The organism is Myxococcus sp. CA040A (genome assembly GCF_013336725.1).
Taxonomy (GTDB): Bacteria; Myxococcota; Myxococcia; order Myxococcales; family Myxococcaceae; genus Myxococcus; species Myxococcus llanfairpwllgwyngyllgogerychwyrndrobwllllantysiliogogogochensis.
In genome coordinates, this window is the sequence record NZ_JABUMR010000001.1 from 572,039 (window position 1) to 593,714 (window position 21,676).

The following is a 21,676-nucleotide window of genomic DNA, read 5'->3' on the forward strand; positions in this document are numbered from 1 at the left end:
CGCGAGTGAGGGGCGGCCCACTTGGTCCGGCCCCACCTCGTCAACGGAAGTCGCGCCGCTCGAAGATGAAGATGGCGGCGGCGGTGAAGAGCGCAGCCCAGCCCAGGCCGTAGCCCACGCCCGAAAGGAAGGTCGAGGTATCGACCGGGAGGCCGTACGTCGCATAGGGGCGGAAGTTCATCCGCTCCAGATTCGGCAGCAGGTAGTAGAGCGCCTTCGCGAAGGTCTTCACCGAGCCGTCATCCAGTCGGTTCGCGATGTCGTAGAGGTCCGAGGCCAGGTGGCCGGTGAAGTAGATGCCGGTGGTGGCGATGGCCGACACTGCGGGGCCCGTGAAGCTCGAGAAGAGGATTCCCGCGCTGGTCAGGACCAGCAGTTCGAACCAGAGACCCACCGCCGCGACGATTTGCGTGGGGTGGATGCTCACCTGGAACATCAGCAACTGGCTGGCGAAGATGAGCATCATCGCCCCCATCATCACCGCGAGCGTCAGCATGTTGCCCGCCAGCCGCGCCAGCAGGAACTGGGTGCGCGACACGGGCTTGCTCACGACGAGGAAGATGGTGCGCCGCTCGATTTCGCGGCTCAGCAGCCCACTCGACAGGAAGATGGTGAGGAAGACGAGGATGAGGCTCATCATCCCCAGGCCAAAGTCGGTGAGCACCCGGTCGAACGTGGCGACCGTCACCTCCGTAATCAACGTCGACGACAGCAGCACCACCGCCGCGAAGGCTCCGACCACCACCGTGACGCGGTTGCGGCGTGCCTCCCGGAACCCGTTCCAGACCATCGCGCCGAACGCGCTCATGTGTTGATCTCCCCGCCGACACTCGTCGTTCGTCCGGAATCCTTGAGGGCGTCCATGAAGAGCTGCTCCAGGGAGAACTGAGCCGCCTGGAGGCTGTTGACGCGTCCGCCGGCCGCCAGCACCTGGCCCAGCATCTTCTGGCTCTGGGCATCGGGCACCTGCACCCGCACACGCCCGTCCAGGGACTGGGTGGACTCCAGGGCCACGCCCAGGCTCTTCACCTGCTCCAGCGGCAGGCCTTCCACCACCATCTCCACGGTGGGCACCTGCGTGGAGAGCAGCTCCCTGACGCTGCCCTCGCGCACGCGACGGCCGCCCACGAGCACGGCCAGCCTGTCACAGAGTGCTTCCACGTCCGGGATGATGTGGCTGCAGAAGAGGACGGTGGTCCCCCGGTCCCTCTCGGCGAGGATGAGGTCGCGCATCTGCCGTCGCCCGACGGGGTCCAGACCGCTGGTGGGCTCGTCGAGGATGAGCATCTTCGGTCGGGCCACCAGCGCCTGCGCGAGCGCCACGCGCTGCACCATGCCCTTGGAGTAGCGCCGAATCTGGAGCTTCTCCGCGGCCCCCATCTCCACGGAGCCGAGGACCTCCGTCACGCGCACGTCGAGCTCGTGGCCGCTCATGCCGCACAGCTGGCCCGCGAGCGTCACGAACTCACGGCCCGTGAGGTACTCGTAGGGCGCGGGATTCTCAGGCAGGAAGCCCACGAGTCGCCGCGTGGCGGCCTTGTCCACGGGCTGGCCGAACAGCAGCGCGTTGCCGCTGCTGGGCCGCACCAGGTTCATCAGAATCTTGATGGTGGTGGACTTACCGGCGCCGTTGGGACCGAGCAGGCCGTAGATCTGCCCGGCGCCCACCTCGAGGTCCAGGCCCTGGAGGGCGCGAACGGTGCGGTTGAACCAGAAGCCTACCTTGTAGGTCTTCGAGAGTCCCCGGACTTGGATGGGAGGGGCGTCAGGGCTGAGGGGATTCATGGTTCTTCGCGTCCATGGGCTTTGGAACGAGGCGCTCCCCGTCCGACGTCTTCTCGTTGTAGATGATTCCCAGCCGGAACCGCGTCGCCGTGGAATAGGCGCGTCCGTCGTCACCCAGGAAGAGCTTGCCGCCCAGGGGATCGCCAGGAAGCTCGCTCAGGTCTCCTGCTGAGACGAGGGCTTCAAGGGAGCCGGGCAACTGGCCGGTGCGAGCCTTGTGGTGCTGGAGGGCCTCGTCGAGTTGCTGGAGAAGGCGCTCCTGGAGGATTTCATTCACGCGGCGCTCGTAATACGTGCGCGTCTCCTCGTCTTCGGCGCTGTCGCGCAACGTCTGCGCGAGACCCAGGCTGGTTTCGAATTCCCCGGCCTGGGCATACAACCGGGTCGCCAACCCCGAGTACCACTCCGGCGCGCCGGGCTCCCGCGCGAGCTCTTCGATGATGACGGCCGCCTCTTGATAGCGGCGCTCGAAGAACATGAGGTTGTAGGCGAGCTGGAAGTGGATGCGCTTGTCCTCCGGCGTGTTGGCCATGCCCTTGCGGAGGATGGTCGAGGACTCCTTGACGTTCGCGTACTGCTCACGACCCATGTGGATGGGGATGGTGATTCCCGCGAACGTGTAGACCTTGGCGAACCGGGGGTCGAGGTCCGTGGTGAGGTCCGCGTAGTAGTAGACGTCGCGGTAATCAGACACAGACCTGGCCGAGCCGACCCGGTTGATCGTCAGAATCCAGAAGTAGTCGGTGACCAGGCCGAGCTGCGCCTTGAACAGTGCCTTGAGGAAACCAGGGCGCGGCAGGATGGGACGGTCACCCAGATGCGGAGGGGGGCGGGGCTGGCCAGAGAGGTAGACCACCAGAAGCAGTCCAGCAGCCAGCAGCACGGTAGGCAGCTTGCGCATCATTCCCTTGAAGAAGCAGACACGGGACACCCGAGGATCCTCGGATGTCCCGTTGATACAGCGCGGCGCTTCACCCAACCACAGGTCCAGCGCCTACATGACTACGGGCAGCTCACGTCGTTGTACGCGTTACCCGGCTCGCCGCCGCCAATCCCGCCCGGCGGGTCGATGCCGCACGTGCCCGTGAGAGTGGTGGAAATCGTCGCGAGGGAGGTGATGCCCCAGGTGTCGCCGAGGGGGTCGTTGTCAACGTTACCGGCCGCCGTCGCGTAGAAGTCGCAGTTCGGGCAGGTGCCGTCCACGCCAATCTTGCCCAGGGGCGCCTGGGTGACGGTGGGGGGCTCCGTGAAGCGCGCCAGGTCCTGGCCGATGCAGCCCTTGTCGTAGAGACGCGCGCTGACAGCCTGCGCCGCCGCGGTGCAGTTCGAGGCGATGGCGTAGGTGAAGCGGTTGCCCGGCTCCGGATCAAAGCCGACGACCTTGAAGTCCGAAACGTACTTGTCCTTCTCGCCGAAGTACGCCTTCTGGGCCGTGAAGATGGCCTTCAGGTTCGTCTTGGCCTCGGACTGCTTGGACTTGGCCTGGAAGCGGATGAAGTTCGGGATGGCGATGGCGGCCAGGATGCCGATGATGGCGACCACGATCATCAGCTCGATGAGGGTGAAGCCACCCTTCTTCTTCAGGAGACGGTTCAGCATGTCGGGAGTGCTCCGCAGGTGCAGAGGGGGGTTGAACGACAGCCCGGATTCATAGCACGAACGGTGCCATGGCCAACAGTTGCCCCAACCCGATGAATTCCCACAGCGGGGTGGGGCGGATCTCGCTCGCCTGTCGCCTGAGCTGCCAAAAATTGTCACCGCGCCTGCCGCAAATCGTCGATCCGCGATGCTGTCCTCCCTGGGCCGCGACGCTAGGATGCCCGACTCCGTGACGGACTCCTCCCTCGTGCCAGGCTGGGCCGGGCCCCTCTTCACCGCCTTCCTCCTGGTCCTCGGCCTGTGTATCGGCAGCTTCCTCAATGTTGTCATCGCCCGTGTCCCTGAAGGACTGAGCATCGTCCGGCCGGGTTCGCGCTGCCCCAAGTGCGGGCATGTCCTGTCCTGGTACGAGAACATCCCCGTCCTCTCGTGGCTCGCGCTGAGGGCTCGGTGTCGTTCGTGTCACGCGCCCATCTCCCCGCGCTACGTGCTGGTGGAGGTGCTCACCGGACTGCTCTTCCTCGCGTGTTTGCGGAGGTTCGGGTGGACGTACGAGTTGTTCCCCGCGCTCGTGCTCGTGTCGCTGCTGATACCGCTCACCTTCATCGACCTGGCGCACTGGATCCTGCCGTTTTCGCTGACGGTTCCGGGCATCGCCGCGGGGCTGGTGCTCGCGGTGCCCCGAGGCGCGGACGCGGTGGTGGATGCCACGTTGGGAGCGGTCATCGGCTTCCTCGCCTTCCGCCTGATGGAGTACGTGGGCTGGAAGGTCTTCCGGAAGGAAGCGCTGGGCGGCGGTGACAAGTTCCTCGTCGCGCTCCTGGGGGCGTTTCTTTCCTGGCGAGCCCTGCTGGGCATCCTCTTCATGTCATCGCTGCAAGGCGCGGTGGTGGGACTGGCCATGCTCGGACTCACCGGGCGCGCGGGGCCGTCGACACCTCCCGATGCCGCGCCCGTGACGCCTCCCGAGGGCGTCGCGCCACCTCCCGATGCTCCGCGCGTCAAGTCATCCGAAGGCGCGGCTTCCCCTTCCGAGGAGAAGCTCGTCTCGCACACGACCGAGGGCTCCGCCCTGCCTTCCGGTACCGAGAGCGCGGCGCTTCCGCCTGTCGTTCCGGCTGACGCGTCGTCTCCTGGCATCGGCGCGACGACGGCCGGGCCCGAGGGCACGAATGAGTCCGAGCCCGAATCCACGATGACGTGGGAGTTCACCCGGCCGGGGATTCCGTTGTGGAAGCGCTTGTTGCTGGTGCCCTGGTGCCTGCTCTTCCAGCCGATTCCCGATGCGCCCATGGACGATGAAACGGGCGAGGAAGAGGAGTGGGTGCCTGGGCCCACCAACATTCCCTTCGGGCCGTGGCTCGCGCTGGCGGGCCTGGAGGTGATGTTGCTGGGGCCGTGGCTCGCGCGCGTGCTGCCGATGGACATCGCCATGTTGCTCGGGGGCGCGCCGTGAAGCGCGCGCACGCGCGATGAAGTGGCGCATCGCCAGCGTGGCGTTCCTGCTGAGCTCGCTCTGCACGGGACTCTCCTGGTTGTCGCTGCAGCCCGTCCTCATCCGGTTGTTGGAGCTGGGGCGTCGGCTCGTGTCGCCGGGGACACCGGACGCGGAGGTGCTGACGCAGGTGCGAGGCTTTCTGCCGCTCGCGCTGGGACTGGACCTGGTCGCGCTCACGTTGCTGTCGTACGTGGTGTTGGACCTGACGGTGGGCCGTCCGCTGCGCTCCGCCGAGGCCATGGTGGAACAGCTGGGGCGACTGGAACTGGACCCGCACCTGACACCCACGCAAGGCGGGCCGCTGCTGTCGAGGATGCAGCGCGCGTTGCAGCGGCTGGCGGAGGCGCTGCGTTCGGAGCAGGCCCTCACGCGCTCCCAGGTGGAGTCGCTGCGGGAGGCCAACACCCGTCTGGCGCGAGCCCAGACGGAGCTGGTCTCCGCCGAGCGGCTGGCCACGGTGGGCAGGCTCGCGGCGGGCGTGGCTCACGAGGTGGGAAACCCCCTGGCGGGCATCCTCGGGTACCTGTCGCTGGCGCGGATGAAGGCGCCCACGGAGGAGCTGAAGGACTACCTGGAGCGCATCGACCACGAGGTGCAGCGCATCGACCGCATCGTCCGGAGCCTGCTGGACCTGGGGCGGCCGGAGACGGCGTCGCCAGGGCCGGTGGATGTCGGCTCGGTGGTGGAGACGTGTGTGCGGCTGGTCCGCGCCGCGCCCGAGCTCGCGGGTGTGTCGGTGGACCTGGCGCTGGAGCCGGGGGTGTTCGCCCGGGCGGAGGCCGGCCCGCTGTCGCAGATCCTCATCAACCTCCTGCTCAACGCCGCGCAGGCCATGGGAGGGCAGGGGAGCGTCAGTGTGGTGACCCTTCGTGAAGAGGGAGAGGCCCGGCTGGTGGTGAGGGACCACGGCCCAGGCATTCCGCCCGAGGTCATGCCCCGGTTGTTCGAGCCCTTCTTCACCACGAAGGGGCGACAGGGCACCGGGCTGGGGCTGGCTGTGTCGCTGCGGCTGACGCAGGTCATGGGCGGTCGGCTGGGGGCGGAGAACCTGCCTGAAGGTGGCGCGCGCTTCACCGTGTCCCTGCCCGCCGTGTGAGCGGACGCTGTCCGGCCAGAAGATATCTCCTGCCTCGGGACTGGGGGATGATGCCAGAAGGCCCCCATGTCCTTGTTCCGCACCATCCTCGTCGCCGATGACGAGCCCTCCATCCGGCACATCCTCACGTTGGTGCTCACCGACAAGGGCTACGACGTTCGCGCTGTCGCGGACGGGGAGGAGGCGCTGCGGGAGCTGGCCACGCGCGACTACGACGTCCTCGTCTCCGACGTGCGGATGCCTCGCAAGGATGGGCTCACGCTGCTGCGCGAGGCGCAGGCCGCGCACCCGGGGCTCACCGTGGTGGTGATGAGTGCCTACGGCTCGCAGGAGCAGGCCCTGGAGGCGGTGTCCGCCGGCGCGTACGACTACGTCCAGAAGCCCTTCAAGCCCGAGGAAATCGTCTTCGTCCTGCGCAAGGCCGAGGAGCGCGAGCGGCTGCTGCGCGAGAACCGGCGGCTCAAGCAGGGCGGTCTTCCCTCCGTGCCCCAGGGGCACATCCTCGGAGGGAGCGCGTCGCTCCATGCGGTGCTCAAGCAGGTGGCGCGCCTGGCACCGGTGGACACCACCGTGCTCATCAGCGGGGAGAGCGGTACGGGTAAGGAGCTCATCGCCCGGGAGCTGCACGCGCGCAGCCCGCGAGCCCCGCTCCCCTTCGTCGCCGTCAACTGCGGCGCCATTCCGGGAGGGCTGCTCGAGAGCGAGCTGTTCGGTCACGCCAAGGGCGCCTTCACCGATGCGCGCACGGCCAAGCGCGGCCTCTTCTCCGAGGCTGACGGCGGCACGCTCTTCCTGGACGAGGTGGGCGAGCTGCCGTTGCCCGCGCAGGTGAAGCTCCTGCGGGTGCTGCAAGAAGGAGAAATCCGTCCGGTGGGCGAGAACCGGGTGGAGAAGGTGGACGTGCGCGTGGTGGCGGCCACGCTGCGGGACTTGGGCAAGCTGGTGGAGAAGGGGGAGTTCCGCGAGGACCTCTACTACCGCCTCAACGTGGTGAACGTGAGGGTGCCTCCCTTGCGAGAGCGCCGCGAGGACGTGCCCCTGCTGGCGAGCGCCTTCATCCACCGCTTCAACCGCGAGCTCAACCGCGAGTCTCCCGTGGAAGGTCTGTCGCCGGAGGCCGAGGCCCTGATGTCCGCCTACGCCTGGCCGGGCAACGTGCGCGAGCTGGAGAACGCCATGGAGCGGGCAGTCCTCCTGGCGGATGGCCCGCATATCCTTCCGGCCAACCTGCCCGAAAGGCTGTGGGCCGCGCCCGCACCCGGGCCGACGGGAACCAACACCGGCGGGATGCCACAGGTCGGTAGCGACCTGTCGCTCAAGCGGGCCATCCGGGAGCTGGAGGAGTCCTACATCCGGGCGGCCCTGAGACGGACGAAGGGGAACCGGACCCGGGCGGCGGAGGTCCTGGACATCAGTCACAGGGCGTTGCTGTACAAGATCAAGGAGTACGGCATCGACCCGGACGCGGAGGCTGAACGGAGCTGAAGGGGAGATTCCGTCGGGCCGTATTTGACGGAATGCGGCCGGAGCCGGAAAATCGGGCCTCCGCGACCGTGGTGGGGGGCCCGGCGCAGTTTGGACGCAGGGGTCCCGGCCGAACGGAGAGCAGGCGGGCTCCGGGCACTTTTTAGGAGGGGTTGACGGCCAGTGCTACGCTGGCTGCCTCTCGACGGAGTCAAGCATGGCGAAGGGCAAACTGGCACTCGGTCTGGACATCGGATCGACCTCCATCAAGATGATCCTGCTCAAGGAGCAGCGCAAGCGGGGCGAGGTCGGCTTCGCGTTGCAGAGCTTCGGCATGAAGCCGCTGCCGCCCGAGGCCATCGTCGATGGCGCGCTGATGAACTCCACCGCCATCGTCCAGGCGGTGCAGGAGCTGATGTCCGAGCTGAAGGTGAAGGGCAAGGACGTCGCCATCGGCGTGTCCGGCCACTCGGTCATCATCAAGAAGATTCAGATGCCGCGCATGTCCCAGGAGGAGCTCGAGGAGAGCATCCAGTGGGAGGCCGAGCAGTACATCCCGTTCGATGTGAAGGACGTGAACATCGACACGCAGATCCTCGACGGGGGCGGCAACGACGCCACCGGGCAGATGGACGTGCTGCTGGTGGCCGCCAAGAAGGACATGATCAACGACTACACCACGGTGGTCTCCGAGGCGGGGCTCGCCCCGGTGGTCGTGGATGTGGACGCCTTCGCCGTGCAGAACATGTTCTCCGTCAACTACGACCTGCCGGAGAAGGAGACCGTGGTCCTCATCAACGCGGGCGCCTCGGTGGTGAACATCAACATCATCGCCAACGGCGTGACGGTCTTCACCCGCGACGTCACCATCGGTGGCAACCAGTTCACCGAGGAGATCCAGAAGCAGCTCAACGTCTCCTACGAGGAGGCGGAAGCGCTGAAGATCGGCGGCAACCGCGCGGACGCGGATGCCGTGGTGCCCCAGGAGGTCGAGCGCGTGCTCTCCAGCGTCGCCGAGCAGGTGGCCGGTGAAATCCAGCGCTCGCTGGACTTCTACGCGGGCACCGCGGCGGACTCGAACTTCACCAAGGTCTACCTGTCCGGCGGCACGGCGAAGATTCCGGCCCTGTTCAAGACCATTGAAGCGCGCACCGGGGTGCCGGTGGAGATCCTCAACCCGTTCCGCAAGATTGAAGTGGACAACCGCAAGTTCGACCCCGCGTTCATCATGGACGTGGCGCCCATGGCCGCGGTGGCAGTGGGACTGGCGCTCCGGCGTCCTGGCGACAAGCTGGCCTAGACCGTCCACTTCCTGGAGACGACGCACATGATGATTCGCATCAACCTGCTTCCCGTCCGGAAGGTTCAGACCCAGCAGAAGGGCCGGCAGATCCTGGTCCTCTTCGCGCTGGCGCTCATTGGCGCCGCCGTGGGCAACTACCTCTGGTTCGACGACCGCGACAGTGAGTTCCAGCGCAACGCCCTGTCCATCACCCAGACGCGCGCGAAGATCGCCGAGCTGGAGAAGGTCATCGGCGAGGTGAAGAACATCAACGCCCGCAAGACCGAGGTGGAGAAGAAGCTGGCCGTGCTGGACTCGCTGCGCAAGGGCCGCAACGGTCCGGTCCGGATGATGGACGCGCTGGCCTCCGCCACGCCGAAGAAGGTCTGGGTGAAGGCCTTCGTCGAGACCAGCAGCGCGGTCGCCATCGATGGCTCGGCCGTCAGCCACGATGAGGTCGCCGAGTTCATGCGCGGCCTCAACGGCGTGGTGTGGACGCCCAAGGGCATGGGGCGCCTGGTGGATCAGCGCCGGGACACGAAGACGTCTCGCGTGGAGCTCCTGACGGCGGAAGCCACCATCGAGGAGTTTCCCGCCGGCCAAATCACCCCGTTCTTCACCAACATCGACCTGACCAGCGCCGTGCAGACGAAGGGGTCCGCGGGGCCCACGGGTGTGCCCTCCCTGGTTGACTTCAAGATCACCCTCACCGCGAACTACGCCATCTGACCGAGGCCATCGCCATGGACAAGTACCTGGACCAATTCGTCAAGGCGTCCCCGGCCGCCAAGTTCGGTGGCCTGGCAGCGGTCATCATCTTGATGACCGTCGCCAACTTCTTCCTGCTCATCGACCCCACCGAGACCCGCATCAAGCACCAGCTGTCCGAGCGGCGCACGCTGGACCTGGAGCTGGCGGAGAAGAGTGAGATCGCCCAGAACCTCAACGAGCGGCGGCGTGAGATGGACGTGCTGGAGCAGAAGCTCGCCGAGGCCCTCACGGAGCTGCCGGAGAAGAAGGACGTCGAGGAGCTGCTCGCGCAGATCAACGACATCGGCAAGAAGAGCGGCCTGGAAATCTCCCTGGTGCAGCCCGACCGCGAATACGTGGGCAGCGGCGAGTTCTTCGCCCGCATCCCCATCCGGATGACGGTGAGCGGCAACTACCATGAGATCGGCATGTTCCTGCAGGAGATGGCGAACATGCGCCGCATCGTGAACGTCAACAACATCAACCTCGGCCAGCCGACCCTCAAGAACGAGAAGGTCGTGCTGCAGAGCACCTTCCTGGCGACGACTTTCCGGTTCGTCGAGACCAAGAACTAGAAACTTGATCCGTCCGGAAAGTAGGGCGACAAGGGGATTGAGGATGAAGATGTTCAAGGCCACCATGACGACTGCCGCGCTCGCGCTGACGCTCGCTGCCTGTGAGGAGGCACCTCCGCCCCCTCCGCCGGTGGCGGCGCCGCCTCCCGTGGCGCAGGCCGCGGCGCCCGTGGAGACGGCACCGACCGCGGTCGAGGCCGTGGCCGTGGCGCCATACGTCTACAGTTACAACCCGGTGGGCAAGCGGGATCCGTTCCGCAGCCCGTTGGAAGAGCTGGGCCCGGTGGCCCAGGCCAATCCCGTCACGACGTGCATGGAGCCTTTGTGCGCGTTCGACCTGGACCAGCTCAAGCTGGTCGCGGTCGTCACGGGTGACGCCAATCCACTGGCGATGGTCGAAGACCCGCTGGGTCGAGGTCACATCGTGCGCCGCAACACCCGGGTTGGACGCCAGGGTGGCAAGGTCACGCAAATCCTTCGCGATTCGTTGACGGTGACTGAGGTGTTTTCGGGCAACGGAGAGATCATCAAGAATCCGGTGACTCTGCAGCTCAAGCCCGATGACCAGCAGGACCCTAGTTACAATCTGATGACGGGCAAAAACTACGGGGAGTAGCGCCCCCTGTGGCGCGCCCGCGGGCGGCAGCCCGCTTCCAACTTGGTGAGGGGACGCATGCTCGAGAGGAGCGCTGTGACGAGGGGCAAGTGGATGTTGGCGACCGCTTTTGCGGTCGTCCTTGCGGGCGCCAGCAGCAGTGGCGCCGAACTGAATACGCTTCGGGACCTGGATGTGTCCCGTACCGGCTCGGGCGCCCAGGTGGTGGTGACCGGAACCCGGCCCCCCACCTTCACCGTGTTCCGGCTGAGTGGTCCGGAGCGGTTGGTGGTGGACCTCTCGTCGGCTGACGCGACGGGTATCAAGGGCCACCACGACGGCTCCGGCCCCGTGGCCGGGGTCGTGGCGTCGCAGTTCTCGGACGAGCGCGCGAGCGTCGGCCGGGTGCTGCTGGCGCTGGACAAGGCGTCGCAGTACGACGTCCGGGCGGATGGAAACCGCGTGGTGATTTCGGTGGATGGCGCGACGCCCGCCGCCGAGGTCAAGCGTCCGGAGCCCGTCGCCGCTCCTGTCGCCACGGCTCCCGCTGCCCCGACGCCCGCACCGGTCGCCGAGGTCAAGCCCGCCGCGCCCGCCGCCGTCATGGTGGCCGAAGCGCCGGCGAAGCCCGCCGCTGAAAAGCCCGCGCTGCCAGAGAACGTGGTCGCCGCCGAGGCGGATGAGCGTGAGGTGGCTCAGCCAGCTCAACGCATCACGCAGCTGGCCTATTCCGACGACACGCTTCGCATCCGCGCGGATGGCGACATCGCGCGCTACGAGGTGCTGGAGCTGGCGGACCCGCCGCGGCTCGCGGTGGACCTGTACGGTGTGGGGCTCTCCGCCCGCGCCCCTCGCGTGAATGGCGCGACCCTCAGGGACGTGCGTGTCGGCGCCCACTCGGACAAGGTCCGGCTGGTGCTCGACGTGCGCGGCAAGATGCCCGCCTACCGGGTGGACCGGGCCGACAAGGGCCTGGAAGTGGTGCTGGGTGGAGCGGTGGCCCGCAAGGCCGCGCCCGAGCCCTCGCCGCAAGAGGTCATCGCGTCAGTGGCTGAAGTGGAGCCGCTGCGCCCCGCGCCCCAGCCGGTGGAGGCGCCTGTCACGGCCTCCCTGGTGGAGGTGAAGGACCTGTCCTTCCAGGAGGGTGGGGCGGGTGGTCGCGTGGTGCTGAAGCTGTCCGGAACGGCCGCCTGGAAGGTGGACCGTCCCGACCCGCGCAGCGCCGTGCTGACGCTGGACAACGCCCGGCTGCCGAAGAAGCTGGAGCGCAGCCTGGACACCAGCGCGCTGGAGACGCCGGTGAAGATGATCAGCGCTTTCAGTGTCCCCGGTGAGGGCCGCAAGGTGCGCGTGGTCGTCGCCGCCGACGGCGCCATCGAGGAGAAGGTCACCCAGAACGGCGGGACGCTCTCCTGGCGCCTGGACGTGAAGGGCGTGAAGACGGACGAGGTGTCCGTGGCGCAGCGCACCGCCGGCTTCACCGCCGAGGCGCCCGCCTATGCCGCCGAGGGCGCGCCGCAGCAGGCCCGCTACCGTGGCAAGCGCGTCTCCTTCGAGTTCAAGGACATCGACATCCAGAACCTCCTGCGGGTCATCGCGGAGATCTCCAAGAAGAACGTGGTCGTCGCGGACGACGTGTCCGGCCGTGTCACCATCCGCCTGCGCAACGTTCCCTGGGACCAGGCGCTGGACCTCATCCTGCGCACCAAGCAGCTGGGCAAGGAGGAGTTCGGCAACATCATCCGCATCGCTCCCCTGAAGACGTTGGAGGAGGAGGCCCGGTTGCGTCAGGAGCGCAAGAAGTCGCTCCAGCAGCAGGAGGACCTGCTGGTCAACCTCATCCCCGTCAATTACGCGGTGGCGGCCGACATGGCCTCGCGGGTGAAGGACGTGCTGAGCGAGCGCGGCAACGTCACGGTGGACACGCGCACCAACGTGCTCATCGTGAAGGACGTCCGCTCCAACACGGAGAAGGCCCGCGCGCTGGTGCGCAGCCTGGACACGCAGACCCCGCAGGTGCTCATCGAGAGCCGCATCGTGGAGGCGAGCACCGCCTTCAGCCGTCAGCTCGGCGTGCAGTGGGGCGGCCAGGCGCGCGCTTCCCAGGGCACGGGCAACCCCACGGGCCTCATCTTCCCGAACAACGTCGCCGTCACGGGCGGCTCCGTGGGCACGGCCCCGGGTCTTCCCGCCGCGCCGAACTTCGCGGTGAACCTGCCGGCGTCGGTGGGTGAGGGCGCCGGTGGCGCGCTCGGCTTCGTCTTCGGCTCGGCTGGCGGCGCGCTGCAACTCAACCTGCGGCTGTCCGCGGCGGAGAACGAGGGCACGGTGAAGACCATCTCCGCGCCCCGCGTGACGACGCTGGACAACAACACCGCGCGCATCAGCCAGGGTGTGTCCATCCCGTTCAGCCAGACGTCGGCGGGTGGTGTGAACACGACCTTCGTGGAAGCCCGCCTGTCGCTGGAGGTGACGCCGCACATCACCCAGGACGGCAGCATCCTGATGTCCATCAACGCCTCCAACAACCAGCCGGACCAGTCCAACACCGGAGCGAACGGGCAGCCGTCCATCCAGCGCAAGGAAGCCAACACCCAGGTGCTGGTGAAGGATGGAGACACCACGGTCATCGGCGGCATCTACGTCCGCCGTGGCGCGACCACGACCAACGCGGTGCCCTTCCTCTCGAAGATTCCGGTGCTGGGACTCCTCTTCAAGAACTACTCGGAGCGGGATGAGCGTCAGGAACTGCTCATCTTCATCACGCCCCGCATCCTCAACCGGCAGACCATCGCGCAGAGCCTGTAAGGCATCGCGCCTCTTCATGCAGGAGAGCGTTCGCTCATGAAGCCCATCTATCTCGCCGCGCTGCTGGCGTTCGGCACGGTGTCTTGTGTCGACAACCTCCCGAAGCTCCAGATTCTCCAGGCCGCTCCACCCGAAGAGGACTGCAACGTTCCTGATGACGTGGCGTTGCTGAGCGGTTCGTTGAACCTCGCGCTGGCTGGTGACTACACCTCGGGGTTCATCGTCACCTCCAACCTGTCCGACACGCCCATCGTCGTCGGTGAGGCGCCGGTCTCCGATATCGACTCCACCGCCGTCTATCTCACCGAGCTCGAGCTCAGCTATCAGACCGAGCCGGAGCTCAACATCCCCAGTGCGACGATTCCCATCTACGGGACCTTCCGTGGCAATGAGGATGGTTCCCTGGTGCTCGGACTGTTGACGCGCGACGCGGAAAGCGCGCTGCGGTCCGCGGTCGGCGGAGGCGGCACCGTTGTCGACGTGCTCGTGACTCTGCGGGTCCGAGGACACACGGTCGCTGGCGGCGACGTGGAGACGAACGAGATTTCCTACCCGCTGGTCGTGGGCTTCGCCCCCTACGTCTGCCCCACGGCGGGCGATGTCCACGGCCCCCTCGTGGGGCCGTGTGACCCGCGTGGGCAGAATGGCGCTGTCCCCGAGTGCGTGACGCCCTGAGCGGCGCCGCTGCCCAAGAACCCTGAGAGCCCATGTCCTTTCGCACGCACCTCGAGTCAGTGGTCAACCAGGTGGATGGAGCCCTCGCCTGCAGCGTGATGGGCTTCGACGGCATCTCCGTGGACACCTTCCAGCGCGAGGAGGCAAGCGAGCTGGACTTGAGTGGTGCCTGGGTGGAGTACGCCAACCTCCTCACGCAGCTGCGCAACGCCGCGGAGACGCTCAAGACGGGGACGGTCAGCGAGGTCAGCGTCAACAGCGACAAGGTGCTGACGCTGATGCGGTTGGTGTCACCGGAGTACTTCCTGGTGCTGGCGCTGCGCGCGGATGGCAACTACGGCAAGGGGCGCTATGTGCTGCGCGTGACGGCCCCCAAGGTGAGCGCGGAGCTGTAGCCGCGCTCGCTGTAAACCAGTCACCCAGACGACGCGCCGCTCCACTGGTTTCCCCTTCCCATGGAAGGGGGCATGGGCTAGACACCCCCGACTTTTCAAGCTTCCGCTATTTCGAGTCTGAAGGAGTCGGTCCCCATGGCCGGATTCATTGATACGTCCGAGTTTCACAACAACATGAAGATCGAAATCGACGGTGAGCCGTTCGTCATCGTCGAGTTCCAGCACGTGAAGCCCGGCAAGGGTTCCGCCTTCGTTCGCACCAAGATTCGCAGCCTCCTCTCGGGCCGCGTCCTCCAGCCCACGCTGAAGTCCGGCGAGAAGGTGGGCAAGCCGGACATCGAAGAGAAGGACATGCAGTACCTGTATGTCCAGGGCGACGACTACTACTTCATGGACAAGCGCGACTTCGAGCAGACCTTCATCAGCGAGAAGGCACTCGGCGACGCGAAGAACTTCCTGAAGGAGAACATCGACGCCACCATCCTGTTCTGGAACGGGAAGGCGATTGCCGTCACGCTGCCCAACTCGGTGGACCTCAAGGTCGTCAAGTGCGACCCGGGCGTGCGCGGCGACACGGTGTCTGGTGCGCTGAAGCCCGCCACGCTGGAGACCGGCTTCGAGGTCTACGTGCCCCTGTTCATCAACGAGGGTGACGTCCTGAAGATCGACACGCGCGACGGTGGCAAGTACCTGACCCGCGTCGCCACCGCGGGCTAGCTCAGGCTCCGCTCGGAGGGACGCGAGAATGGCAACCAAGCGCAAGTCGACCCGGGCGTCCGCGCCCACCAGCGCGCCCGCCCCGGCGAGCGCGCGAGACGCGGGCAACACGTCCCTGGACGTGGAGGCCCTGCGAGAAATCGTCAACATCCTGGAGGCCTCGGACGTGACGAGGCTGGTGTGGAAGCGCGGGGAAGAGAAGCTCTTCATCCGCCGCGGCCACGCCCCGGAGACGACCATCGTCCACCACTCGGCCCCCTCGGCCGTCCAGGTGGGCCCGGCCGTCGAGTACACGGCTCCGTCGGCGCCTCGCGCCGCCCCGGTCGCCGCTGCCCACTCCGTGGCCGAGAAGGCGCCGGAGAAGCCGGGCCACGTGGTCACCAGCCCCTTCGTCGGTACCTTCTATCGGACGCCGGCGCCGGATCAGCCCGCCTTCGTCGATGTGGGTTCGGTGGTGAAGAAGGGCCAGGTGCTCTGCATCATCGAAGCGATGAAGTTGATGAACGAAATCGAGTCCGAGGTGTCCGGCCGCGTGGCCGAGATCCTCGTGGAGAACGGTCGCCCGGTGGAGTTCGGCCAGGCGCTGTTCCGCATCGAGCCGGCTTGACGCGGCGCGCGCGCCTTCGCTTTTCGCGGGGCGCGCGCCCGAGCCGGCCGTTTCAGGAGACACCCCCGTGTTCAAGAAGGTGCTGATTGCCAACCGCGGGGAGATTGCCCTGCGGGTCATCCGCGCCTGCCGGGAGCTGGGCATCGCCACGGTGGCGGTGCACTCCACGGCGGACGCCAACGCCCTCCATGTCCGCTTCGCCGATGAGGCCGTCTGCATTGGCCCGCCAGCGTCCAAGGAGAGCTACCTCAACGTCCCGCAGTTGCTCTCCGCCGCGGAAATCACCCGCGCGGACGCCATCCACCCCGGCTACGGCTTCCTCTCCGAGAACGCCGAATTCGCCGAGGTGTGTGAGAACTGCAAGATTCGCTTCATCGGTCCGCGTCCGGAGATGCTGCGGATGATGGGCAACAAGGTCCGTGCGCGGCAGGCGGCGCGCGAGGCGGGCATGCCCCTGTTGCCCGGCAGCCCCGGCACGGTGAAGGACCCTCGCGAGGCGGAGGCGTTCGCCCGGGAGATTGGCTTCCCCGTCATCCTCAAGGCCGCCGCCGGCGGTGGTGGCAAGGGGATGAAAATCGTCCGCGAGCCGAGCGCACTGGCCCAGGCGTTCTCCACCGCGCAGGCGGAGGCGGTGGCCTCCTTCGCCAACGGCGACCTCTACATCGAGCGGTACGTGGAGAAGCCGCGCCACATCGAAATCCAGATTGTCGCCGACGAACACGGCAACGTCATCCACCTCAACGAGCGCGAGTGCTCGGTGCAGCGCCGGCACCAGAAGCTCATTGAGGAGTGCCCGTCACCCGCGCTCACGCCGGAGCTGCGGCAGCGGATGGGTGAGGTGTCCGTCCAGGCGATGCGCAAGCTGCGCTACAACAACGTCGGCACCATCGAATACCTGCTGGACGAGCGCGGCGAGTTCTACTTCATGGAGATGAACACGCGCATCCAGGTGGAGCACCCGGTGACGGAACTCGTCATGGGTGTCGACCTGGTCCGTGAGCAGATCCGCATGGCCTACGGCCACCCGCTGCGCTTCAAGCAGGAAGACGTGCAGATGCGCGGACACTCCATCGAGTGCCGTGTCAATGCCGAGGACCCGATTACCTTCGCGCCGTGGCCCGGCAAGATTACCGGCTACAGCGTCCCGGGTGGCTACGGGGTGCGCGTGGACTCGGGGGCCTACGAGAACTACACGGTGCTGCCGTACTACGACAGCCTCCTGGCCAAGCTCATCGTCCACGCGGAGGACCGCGAGACGGCGATCCGCCGCATGCAGCGCGCGCTGGGCGAGTACGTCGTGGAAGGCATCCGCACCAACATCCCCTTCCACCGCGCGGCGCTGGCGGACGAGTCGTTCCAGGAAGGCAACTACGACACGCGTTTCGTCGAGCGTCTCCTGGCCAGTGAGACAGGTTCTCGCCGGCTGAAAAAAGCAGTCGAAGAGACGCCGTAGCACACGTCCGCCTACGTGGCGTTCCCGCCCGTGGGGCGGGCATGCAAGCAGGTGAGCTGGCCCCGGGGGGAGCCGGGCTGTTTCTTGACCCGCGTTGGAGGATTCCGTTAGCCTCCGACTCTCCCCCTTTTGAAGATAGAAACCCGCGAAGTTCCAAGGGGTTTCGGCTTTCCGGAAGCCCACGCTCGATGGACAAGAACAAGATCATCGAAGCCGCCGCGAAGCTCGTCGCGAAGGGCGCCTACGACAAAGCCATCAAGGAGTACCAGAAGGTCCTGGAGGTCGACCCGAAGGACATCCGGGTCCTCCAGAAGATGGGGGAGCTGTACGTCAAGAAGAACGACAACGCCCAGGCGGCGCACTTCTTCACGAAGGTCGCGGAGAGCTACTCCTCCGATGGGTTCTTCCTCAAGGCCGTCGCTCTCTACAAGCAAGTCCTCAAGCTCAATCCGAACCTGCTGGAGGTGAACCTCAAGCTGGCGGAGCTTCACCAGCAGCTCGGGCTGATGTCGGAGGCGATGGCGTACTTCCAGATCGTCGCCAACCACTACGACAAGGCGGGCGACACCAAGTCGTCGCTCGATACCTTGAAGAAGATGGTGGATCTCGACCCGGAGAACGTGGCGTCGAAGATCAAACTCGCGGAGCTCTATGCGCGCGAGAACATGACGCGCGAAGCCATCCAGGAGTTCAAGCGCGCCGCCGAGTACCTCAAGCGCAACAGCCGTGGCGACGACTGGGCCCGCGTGGCCGAGCGACTGTCCACGCTCGAGCCGGACAACCTGCCCCTGGCCAAGGAGCTGGCGTCCTCGTACTTGCAACGCGGTGACCAGAAGCGCGCGCTCGCGAAGCTGCAGGTGTGCTTCAAGGCGGACGGCCGCGACGTGGAGACGCTGTCGCTCCTGGCCCAGGCGTTCCAGGGACTGGGGCAGACGTCCAAGACGGTGTCTGTCTACAAGGAGCTGGCGAAGATCCACCAGGAGCGCGGCCGGCCCACGGAGGCCGAGGCCGTCTGGACGCAGATTGAAGTGTTGGATCCGCAGGACCCGGATCTCCTGGCCCGCCGTGCGCCCGCGCCGCAGCCCGCCGCCGCGCCGCAGCCTGCTCAGGCCCCGCAGTCCGCCGCCGCGCCGCAGCCCGCCGCTCGCGCCGCGCCGCAGCCCGCGCCCCAGGCCGCTCCGGCTCCCGTGGCGCCGCCCGCGCAGCAGGGCGGACTGGCGCGAGAGCAGCTCTCCAAGCTGCTCACGGAGACCGACGTCTACGTGAAGTACGGGCTCCACGACAAAGCCCTGGAGCACCTGCGCAAGGTCTTCTCCGTGGACCCGGAGAACCTGGATGCGCACGAGAAGGCGTATCAAATCTACGTCGCGTCCGGGAACGCGGCGCAGGCGTCCGAGCAGCTGCTGAACGTGCTGCGACTGTGCACGCGCGCGGCGGACTCGACGCGCGCGCAGCAGTACCTGGCGACCATCCTCCAGCAGAACCCCTCCCACCCGGAGGTGCCGGCGTTCCTGTCGGTGCTGCGCGTGGAAGGTCCGGTGACGACGGCGCCGTCGGCCACGGTGGTGGAGTCGGTGGGCGAGGACGCCATCCTGGTGGACTCCAGCGACGACGAGGTCCTCGTCGCGCCGCCCCCCGAGGACGCGCTGCTGCACCCGCCCGGCGACGAGCTGGCGCTGGCCACGCTGCCCTCGAACGACTCCGACGAGGTCATCGACGACGACGGGGATGCCACCGTCGTCAGTGAGGAAGCGCTCGTCGGCGAGGCCATCACCTCGGGTGAGCACGACGTCTTCGACACGCCCGCGCCGGAAGACCTGGCCGCGGACTCCGCGGACGAAACGCTCGTCTCCAGTGACGACGACGGGCTGATGCTGACGGACGAGCCCGGCCTCGTGTCGTCGGAGGACGAGCCGCTCGTCGAGTCGGCCGACCTGGATGCGTCGTACGCCAGCGACGAGGGCCTGTCGCTGGGGGACTCGGACGACGAGGCCACGTCGACGTCGATGGCGGCACTGTCGCTCGGAGACGAGGACGAACCGCCTCCGACGATGGTGCGCGCGCCCACGCGGGCCCTGCTCCAGGAAGCCGCGCCGAACACGCGCAAGCAGCCGGTGTACGTGGAAGAGGCGCAGCTCGACGTGGACGAGATGCCCACGCGGGTGGGCATCGCTCCGCTGGATGCCTCCATGCTCGACGAGCTGGAGGAGGCGCCGGGCTCGGACATGCCCTCGCTGGGGGATCCGTTCGAGGAAGAGGAGCCCACCGCCTCGCACGCCGTCGTGTCGCTGGACGACATGCCGACGGAGGACCCAGAGACCGACTTCGGCTCGGAGCCTCAGGCCGAGTCCGACTTCGAATCAGAGCCCCAGGACGAGACCGACTTCGGGTTGGAGTCCCAGGCCGAGCCCGACTTCGAGTCGGTGGAGGAGCCCGAGGAGGCGTCCGCCGAACTCGTCGCCGACAGCGCCAGCGAGGGTGACGAGGAGGAGCCGGCGGCCGAGGAGTGCGACGAGGCGGCCTTCTTCCTGGACCAGGGCCTGATGGAAGAGGCCCGCGAAATCCTGGAGACGGTGTCGATTGCCTTCCCGGGCCATGCGCGCGCCACCGAGCTGATGGAGCGGCTGGAGGCGATGGAGGCCAGTGGTGGGGCGGCGCCCGAAGAGGAGCCGCTGGAGCCCATCTCGGTGCCTTCCGTGCAGCCGGTGACGGATGCGGGCGCGGAGCGCGACGCGTTCGACCTGGCGGCGGAGCTGGCCGGCGAAATCGACAACCTGGGCGACGACACGGCGGCCGCGGCGCCCGCGGAAGAGGACTTCCAGTACTCGGTGGAGGAGGTGTTCTCCGAGTTCAAGAAGGGCCTGGCCAAGGTGGTGAAGCCCGAGGACGTGGACACGCACTACGACCTGGGCATCGCCTACAAGGAAATGGGCCTGCTGGACGACGCGCTCCACGAGTTCGAGGTGGCCCGGCAGGGCTGCGCGGGCACCAAGCGCGAGGTGGACTGCCTGACGATGATGGGCATGTTGCACCTGTTGCGCGGCGACGGCGGCTCGGCGGTGGAGACCTTCCGAGAGGGGCTCGCGAGCCCGTTCGCCACGGGTGAGGCGGCCAAGGCGCTCGGCTTCGAGCTGGCGACGGCCTACGAGGCGAACGGCGAGCCAGGCAAGGCGCTGTACCACTACCAGCGAGTGGCGGTGATGGACGCGAAGTACCGCGACGTGGGGACGCAGGTGTCCCGCATCGCGGCGAGTACGCAACCGGAAGAAGACCCCCTGCCGACCCCGGCACCCGCCGCGGTGAATGGCTCCAAGGCCCATGGTGCCGCACCCGCAGCGGCGGTGGCGAATCCCCCGGTGCCAGCGGCCGGCGCGCCCAAGGCGCGCAAGGTCGGTTACGTGTAGTTGCCCCCGAGGTCCGGCGAGCCCATGACGACCTACCTCGATTTCTTCGACCTCACCCAGGAGCCCTTCTCCAACGCTCCGGTGAGCCGCTTCTATTACAACTCGGCGCAGCACTCCCAGGCGCTCACCCGACTGATGCATGCGGTGAGCTACATGAAGGGCCTGTCCATCCTCGTCGGCGACATCGGCGCGGGGAAGACGACGCTGGCCCGCCGCATGCTCGATTCGCTGCCCGAGTCCGAGTACGAGGCCGCGCTGCTGGTCATCATCCACTCGGGCATCACCGCCAACTGGCTCTTGCGGCGCATCGCCCTGCAACTGGGCGTGGAGAACCCCGCGCAGGAGAAGCTGGCGCTCCTGTCGCAGCTCTACCAGCGGCTCCTGCAAATCTACGAGTCCGGCAAGAAGGCCGTCGTCCTCATCGACGAGGCGCAGATGCTGGAGACGCGGGAGTTGATGGAGGAGTTCCGCGGCCTGCTGAACCTGGAAGTGCCGGAGCGCAAGCTCATCTCCTTCGTGTTCTTCGGCCTGCCCGAGATTGAGAAGAACCTGAAGCTGGACCCGCCGCTCGCCCAGCGCGTGGCCATGCGCTACAAGCTCGAGCCCTTCACCGCCGAGTCCACCGAGGCCTACATCAAGCACCGCCTCCGGCTCGCGGGCTGCCCGCGCATGCCGTTCACTCCGGAGGCCCTGCTGGCGGTGCATGAGCACTCGTCGGGCTCGCCGCGTGTCATCAACACGCTGTGCGACAACGCGCTCTTCGAGGCCTTCCTCGCCCGCGCCGAGACGGTCTCCGCCGAGCTGGTGCATCGCATTGGAAAGAACCTGGGACTCCAGGGCATCAATGCGGCCGCTCCCGGAGCAGGCGAGCGGGCGAGCGCCCCGGCGACCCATCTGCCCCGAGCGTCGAACAACAAGCTCGATCTGGCGGAGATAGACCGTTACCTCGAAGGGCTGGGTAAGCTCTAGGGGC

General features: G+C 67.1%; 19 protein-coding genes. 15 read left to right on the plus strand and 4 right to left on the minus strand.

Annotation, left to right across the window (positions count from 1 at the left end; genetic code table 11):
- Nucleotides 1-40: 40 nt before the first annotated feature.
- From HUA75_RS02335 to HUA75_RS02350, 4 genes are all read right to left on the minus strand, one after another.
- Complete coding sequence (locus HUA75_RS02335; RefSeq protein WP_174461564.1) at nt 41-808, minus strand: ABC transporter permease; 768 nt, start codon at nt 806-808, stop codon at nt 41-43.
- Nucleotides 805-1,785, minus strand: coding sequence for an ABC transporter ATP-binding protein (locus HUA75_RS02340; RefSeq protein ID WP_174485423.1), 981 nt, complete (start codon nt 1,783-1,785; stop codon nt 805-807). The genes HUA75_RS02335 and HUA75_RS02340 overlap by 4 nt, the downstream gene beginning before the upstream one ends.
- Entirely contained in the window at nt 1,766-2,716 is a 951-nt protein-coding gene (locus tag HUA75_RS02345) for a tetratricopeptide repeat protein (RefSeq protein WP_371746038.1), read from the minus strand. The genes HUA75_RS02340 and HUA75_RS02345 overlap by 20 nt, the downstream gene beginning before the upstream one ends.
- Nucleotides 2,717-2,787: 71 nt before the next feature.
- Nucleotides 2,788-3,369 (minus strand): prepilin-type N-terminal cleavage/methylation domain-containing protein, encoded by a 582-nt coding sequence (locus tag HUA75_RS02350; protein ID WP_254627396.1) that lies wholly within the window; start codon nt 3,367-3,369, stop codon nt 2,788-2,790.
- 244 nt (nt 3,370-3,613) lie between these two features.
- Here HUA75_RS02350 and HUA75_RS46415 point away from each other — a divergent pair, with 244 nt between their 5' ends.
- The 15 genes from HUA75_RS46415 (at nt 3,614) to HUA75_RS02430 (ending at nt 21,672) form a co-directional block, all read left to right on the plus strand.
- Nucleotides 3,614-4,840: a prepilin peptidase gene (locus tag HUA75_RS46415; protein WP_371746040.1), complete on the plus strand. Its 1,227-nt coding sequence runs from the start codon at nt 3,614-3,616 to the stop codon at nt 4,838-4,840.
- A gap of 16 nt (nt 4,841-4,856) precedes the next feature.
- Nucleotides 4,857-5,978: a sensor histidine kinase gene (locus HUA75_RS02365; protein WP_141642890.1), complete on the plus strand. Its 1,122-nt coding sequence runs from the start codon at nt 4,857-4,859 to the stop codon at nt 5,976-5,978.
- 66 nt (nt 5,979-6,044) lie between these two features.
- The gene (locus HUA75_RS02370; RefSeq protein WP_141642889.1) at nt 6,045-7,463 is read left to right on the plus strand and encodes a sigma-54 dependent transcriptional regulator; all 1,419 of its coding nucleotides are present in this window, start codon (nt 6,045-6,047) and stop codon (nt 7,461-7,463) included.
- Between the two features lie 196 nt (nt 7,464-7,659).
- Complete coding sequence (gene pilM, locus HUA75_RS02375) at nt 7,660-8,742, plus strand: type IV pilus assembly protein PilM (protein ID WP_141642888.1); 1,083 nt, start codon at nt 7,660-7,662, stop codon at nt 8,740-8,742.
- Nucleotides 8,743-8,769: 27 nt separating this feature from the next.
- Nucleotides 8,770-9,453 (plus strand): PilN domain-containing protein, encoded by a 684-nt coding sequence (locus HUA75_RS02380; protein ID WP_141642887.1) that lies wholly within the window; start codon nt 8,770-8,772, stop codon nt 9,451-9,453.
- 14 nt (nt 9,454-9,467) lie between these two features.
- Nucleotides 9,468-10,049, plus strand: coding sequence for a type 4a pilus biogenesis protein PilO (locus tag HUA75_RS02385; protein WP_141642886.1), 582 nt, complete (start codon nt 9,468-9,470; stop codon nt 10,047-10,049).
- A 43-nt stretch (nt 10,050-10,092) separates the two neighbouring features.
- Nucleotides 10,093-10,665, plus strand: a complete 573-nt coding sequence (locus HUA75_RS02390) for a pilus assembly protein PilP (RefSeq protein WP_174485425.1) — start codon at nt 10,093-10,095, stop codon at nt 10,663-10,665.
- Nucleotides 10,666-10,722: 57 nt separating this feature from the next.
- Nucleotides 10,723-13,452 (plus strand): type IV pilus secretin PilQ, encoded by a 2,730-nt coding sequence (gene pilQ, locus HUA75_RS02395; RefSeq protein WP_174485426.1) that lies wholly within the window; start codon nt 10,723-10,725, stop codon nt 13,450-13,452.
- 36 nt (nt 13,453-13,488) lie between these two features.
- A complete protein-coding gene (locus tag HUA75_RS02400) occupies nt 13,489-14,127 on the plus strand; it encodes a hypothetical protein (RefSeq protein WP_174485427.1) in 639 nt (212 codons plus the stop codon).
- Nucleotides 14,128-14,159: 32 nt separating this feature from the next.
- On the plus strand, nt 14,160-14,522 hold the full coding sequence (locus HUA75_RS02405) for a hypothetical protein (protein ID WP_141642882.1): 363 nt from the start codon (nt 14,160-14,162) through the stop codon (nt 14,520-14,522).
- Nucleotides 14,523-14,657: 135 nt separating this feature from the next.
- Entirely contained in the window at nt 14,658-15,239 is a 582-nt protein-coding gene (gene efp / locus HUA75_RS02410) for an elongation factor P (protein ID WP_141642881.1), read from the plus strand.
- Between the two features lie 28 nt (nt 15,240-15,267).
- Nucleotides 15,268-15,846: an acetyl-CoA carboxylase biotin carboxyl carrier protein gene (gene accB / locus HUA75_RS02415; RefSeq protein WP_174485428.1), complete on the plus strand. Its 579-nt coding sequence runs from the start codon at nt 15,268-15,270 to the stop codon at nt 15,844-15,846.
- Nucleotides 15,847-15,913: 67 nt separating this feature from the next.
- Nucleotides 15,914-17,299, plus strand: coding sequence for an acetyl-CoA carboxylase biotin carboxylase subunit (gene accC / locus HUA75_RS02420; RefSeq protein WP_141642879.1), 1,386 nt, complete (start codon nt 15,914-15,916; stop codon nt 17,297-17,299).
- A gap of 188 nt (nt 17,300-17,487) precedes the next feature.
- Nucleotides 17,488-20,703, plus strand: coding sequence for a tetratricopeptide repeat protein (locus HUA75_RS02425; RefSeq protein ID WP_141642878.1), 3,216 nt, complete (start codon nt 17,488-17,490; stop codon nt 20,701-20,703).
- A 24-nt stretch (nt 20,704-20,727) separates the two neighbouring features.
- Nucleotides 20,728-21,672 carry an ExeA family protein gene (locus HUA75_RS02430; RefSeq protein ID WP_174485429.1) on the plus strand — a complete coding sequence of 315 codons (945 nt, stop codon included), beginning with the start codon at nt 20,728-20,730 and terminating at the stop codon, nt 21,670-21,672.
- Nucleotides 21,673-21,676: the final 4 nt, after the last annotated feature.

What these genes read in the sequence shown, in the direction of transcription:
- HUA75_RS02340 (WP_174485423.1), bottom strand. Translation starts at nt 1,785, where the DNA reads ATGAATCCCCTCAGCCCTGACGCCCCTCCCATCCAAGTCCGGGGACTC.
- HUA75_RS02385 (WP_141642886.1), top strand. Translation starts at nt 9,468, where the DNA reads ATGGACAAGTACCTGGACCAATTCGTCAAGGCGTCCCCGGCCGCCAAG.
- HUA75_RS02425 (WP_141642878.1), top strand. Translation starts at nt 17,488, where the DNA reads ATGGACAAGAACAAGATCATCGAAGCCGCCGCGAAGCTCGTCGCGAAG.
- HUA75_RS02335 (WP_174461564.1), bottom strand. Translation starts at nt 808, where the DNA reads ATGAGCGCGTTCGGCGCGATGGTCTGGAACGGGTTCCGGGAGGCACGC.
- efp (WP_141642881.1), top strand. Translation starts at nt 14,658, where the DNA reads ATGGCCGGATTCATTGATACGTCCGAGTTTCACAACAACATGAAGATC.
- accB (WP_174485428.1), top strand. Translation starts at nt 15,268, where the DNA reads ATGGCAACCAAGCGCAAGTCGACCCGGGCGTCCGCGCCCACCAGCGCG.
- pilQ (WP_174485426.1), top strand. Translation starts at nt 10,723, where the DNA reads ATGCTCGAGAGGAGCGCTGTGACGAGGGGCAAGTGGATGTTGGCGACC.
- HUA75_RS02380 (WP_141642887.1), top strand. Translation starts at nt 8,770, where the DNA reads ATGATGATTCGCATCAACCTGCTTCCCGTCCGGAAGGTTCAGACCCAG.
- HUA75_RS02390 (WP_174485425.1), top strand. Translation starts at nt 10,093, where the DNA reads ATGAAGATGTTCAAGGCCACCATGACGACTGCCGCGCTCGCGCTGACG.
- pilM (WP_141642888.1), top strand. Translation starts at nt 7,660, where the DNA reads ATGGCGAAGGGCAAACTGGCACTCGGTCTGGACATCGGATCGACCTCC.
- HUA75_RS02430 (WP_174485429.1), top strand. Translation starts at nt 20,728, where the DNA reads ATGACGACCTACCTCGATTTCTTCGACCTCACCCAGGAGCCCTTCTCC.
- HUA75_RS02405 (WP_141642882.1), top strand. Translation starts at nt 14,160, where the DNA reads ATGTCCTTTCGCACGCACCTCGAGTCAGTGGTCAACCAGGTGGATGGA.
- HUA75_RS02370 (WP_141642889.1), top strand. Translation starts at nt 6,045, where the DNA reads ATGTCCTTGTTCCGCACCATCCTCGTCGCCGATGACGAGCCCTCCATC.
- HUA75_RS02365 (WP_141642890.1), top strand. Translation starts at nt 4,857, where the DNA reads ATGAAGTGGCGCATCGCCAGCGTGGCGTTCCTGCTGAGCTCGCTCTGC.
- HUA75_RS02400 (WP_174485427.1), top strand. Translation starts at nt 13,489, where the DNA reads ATGAAGCCCATCTATCTCGCCGCGCTGCTGGCGTTCGGCACGGTGTCT.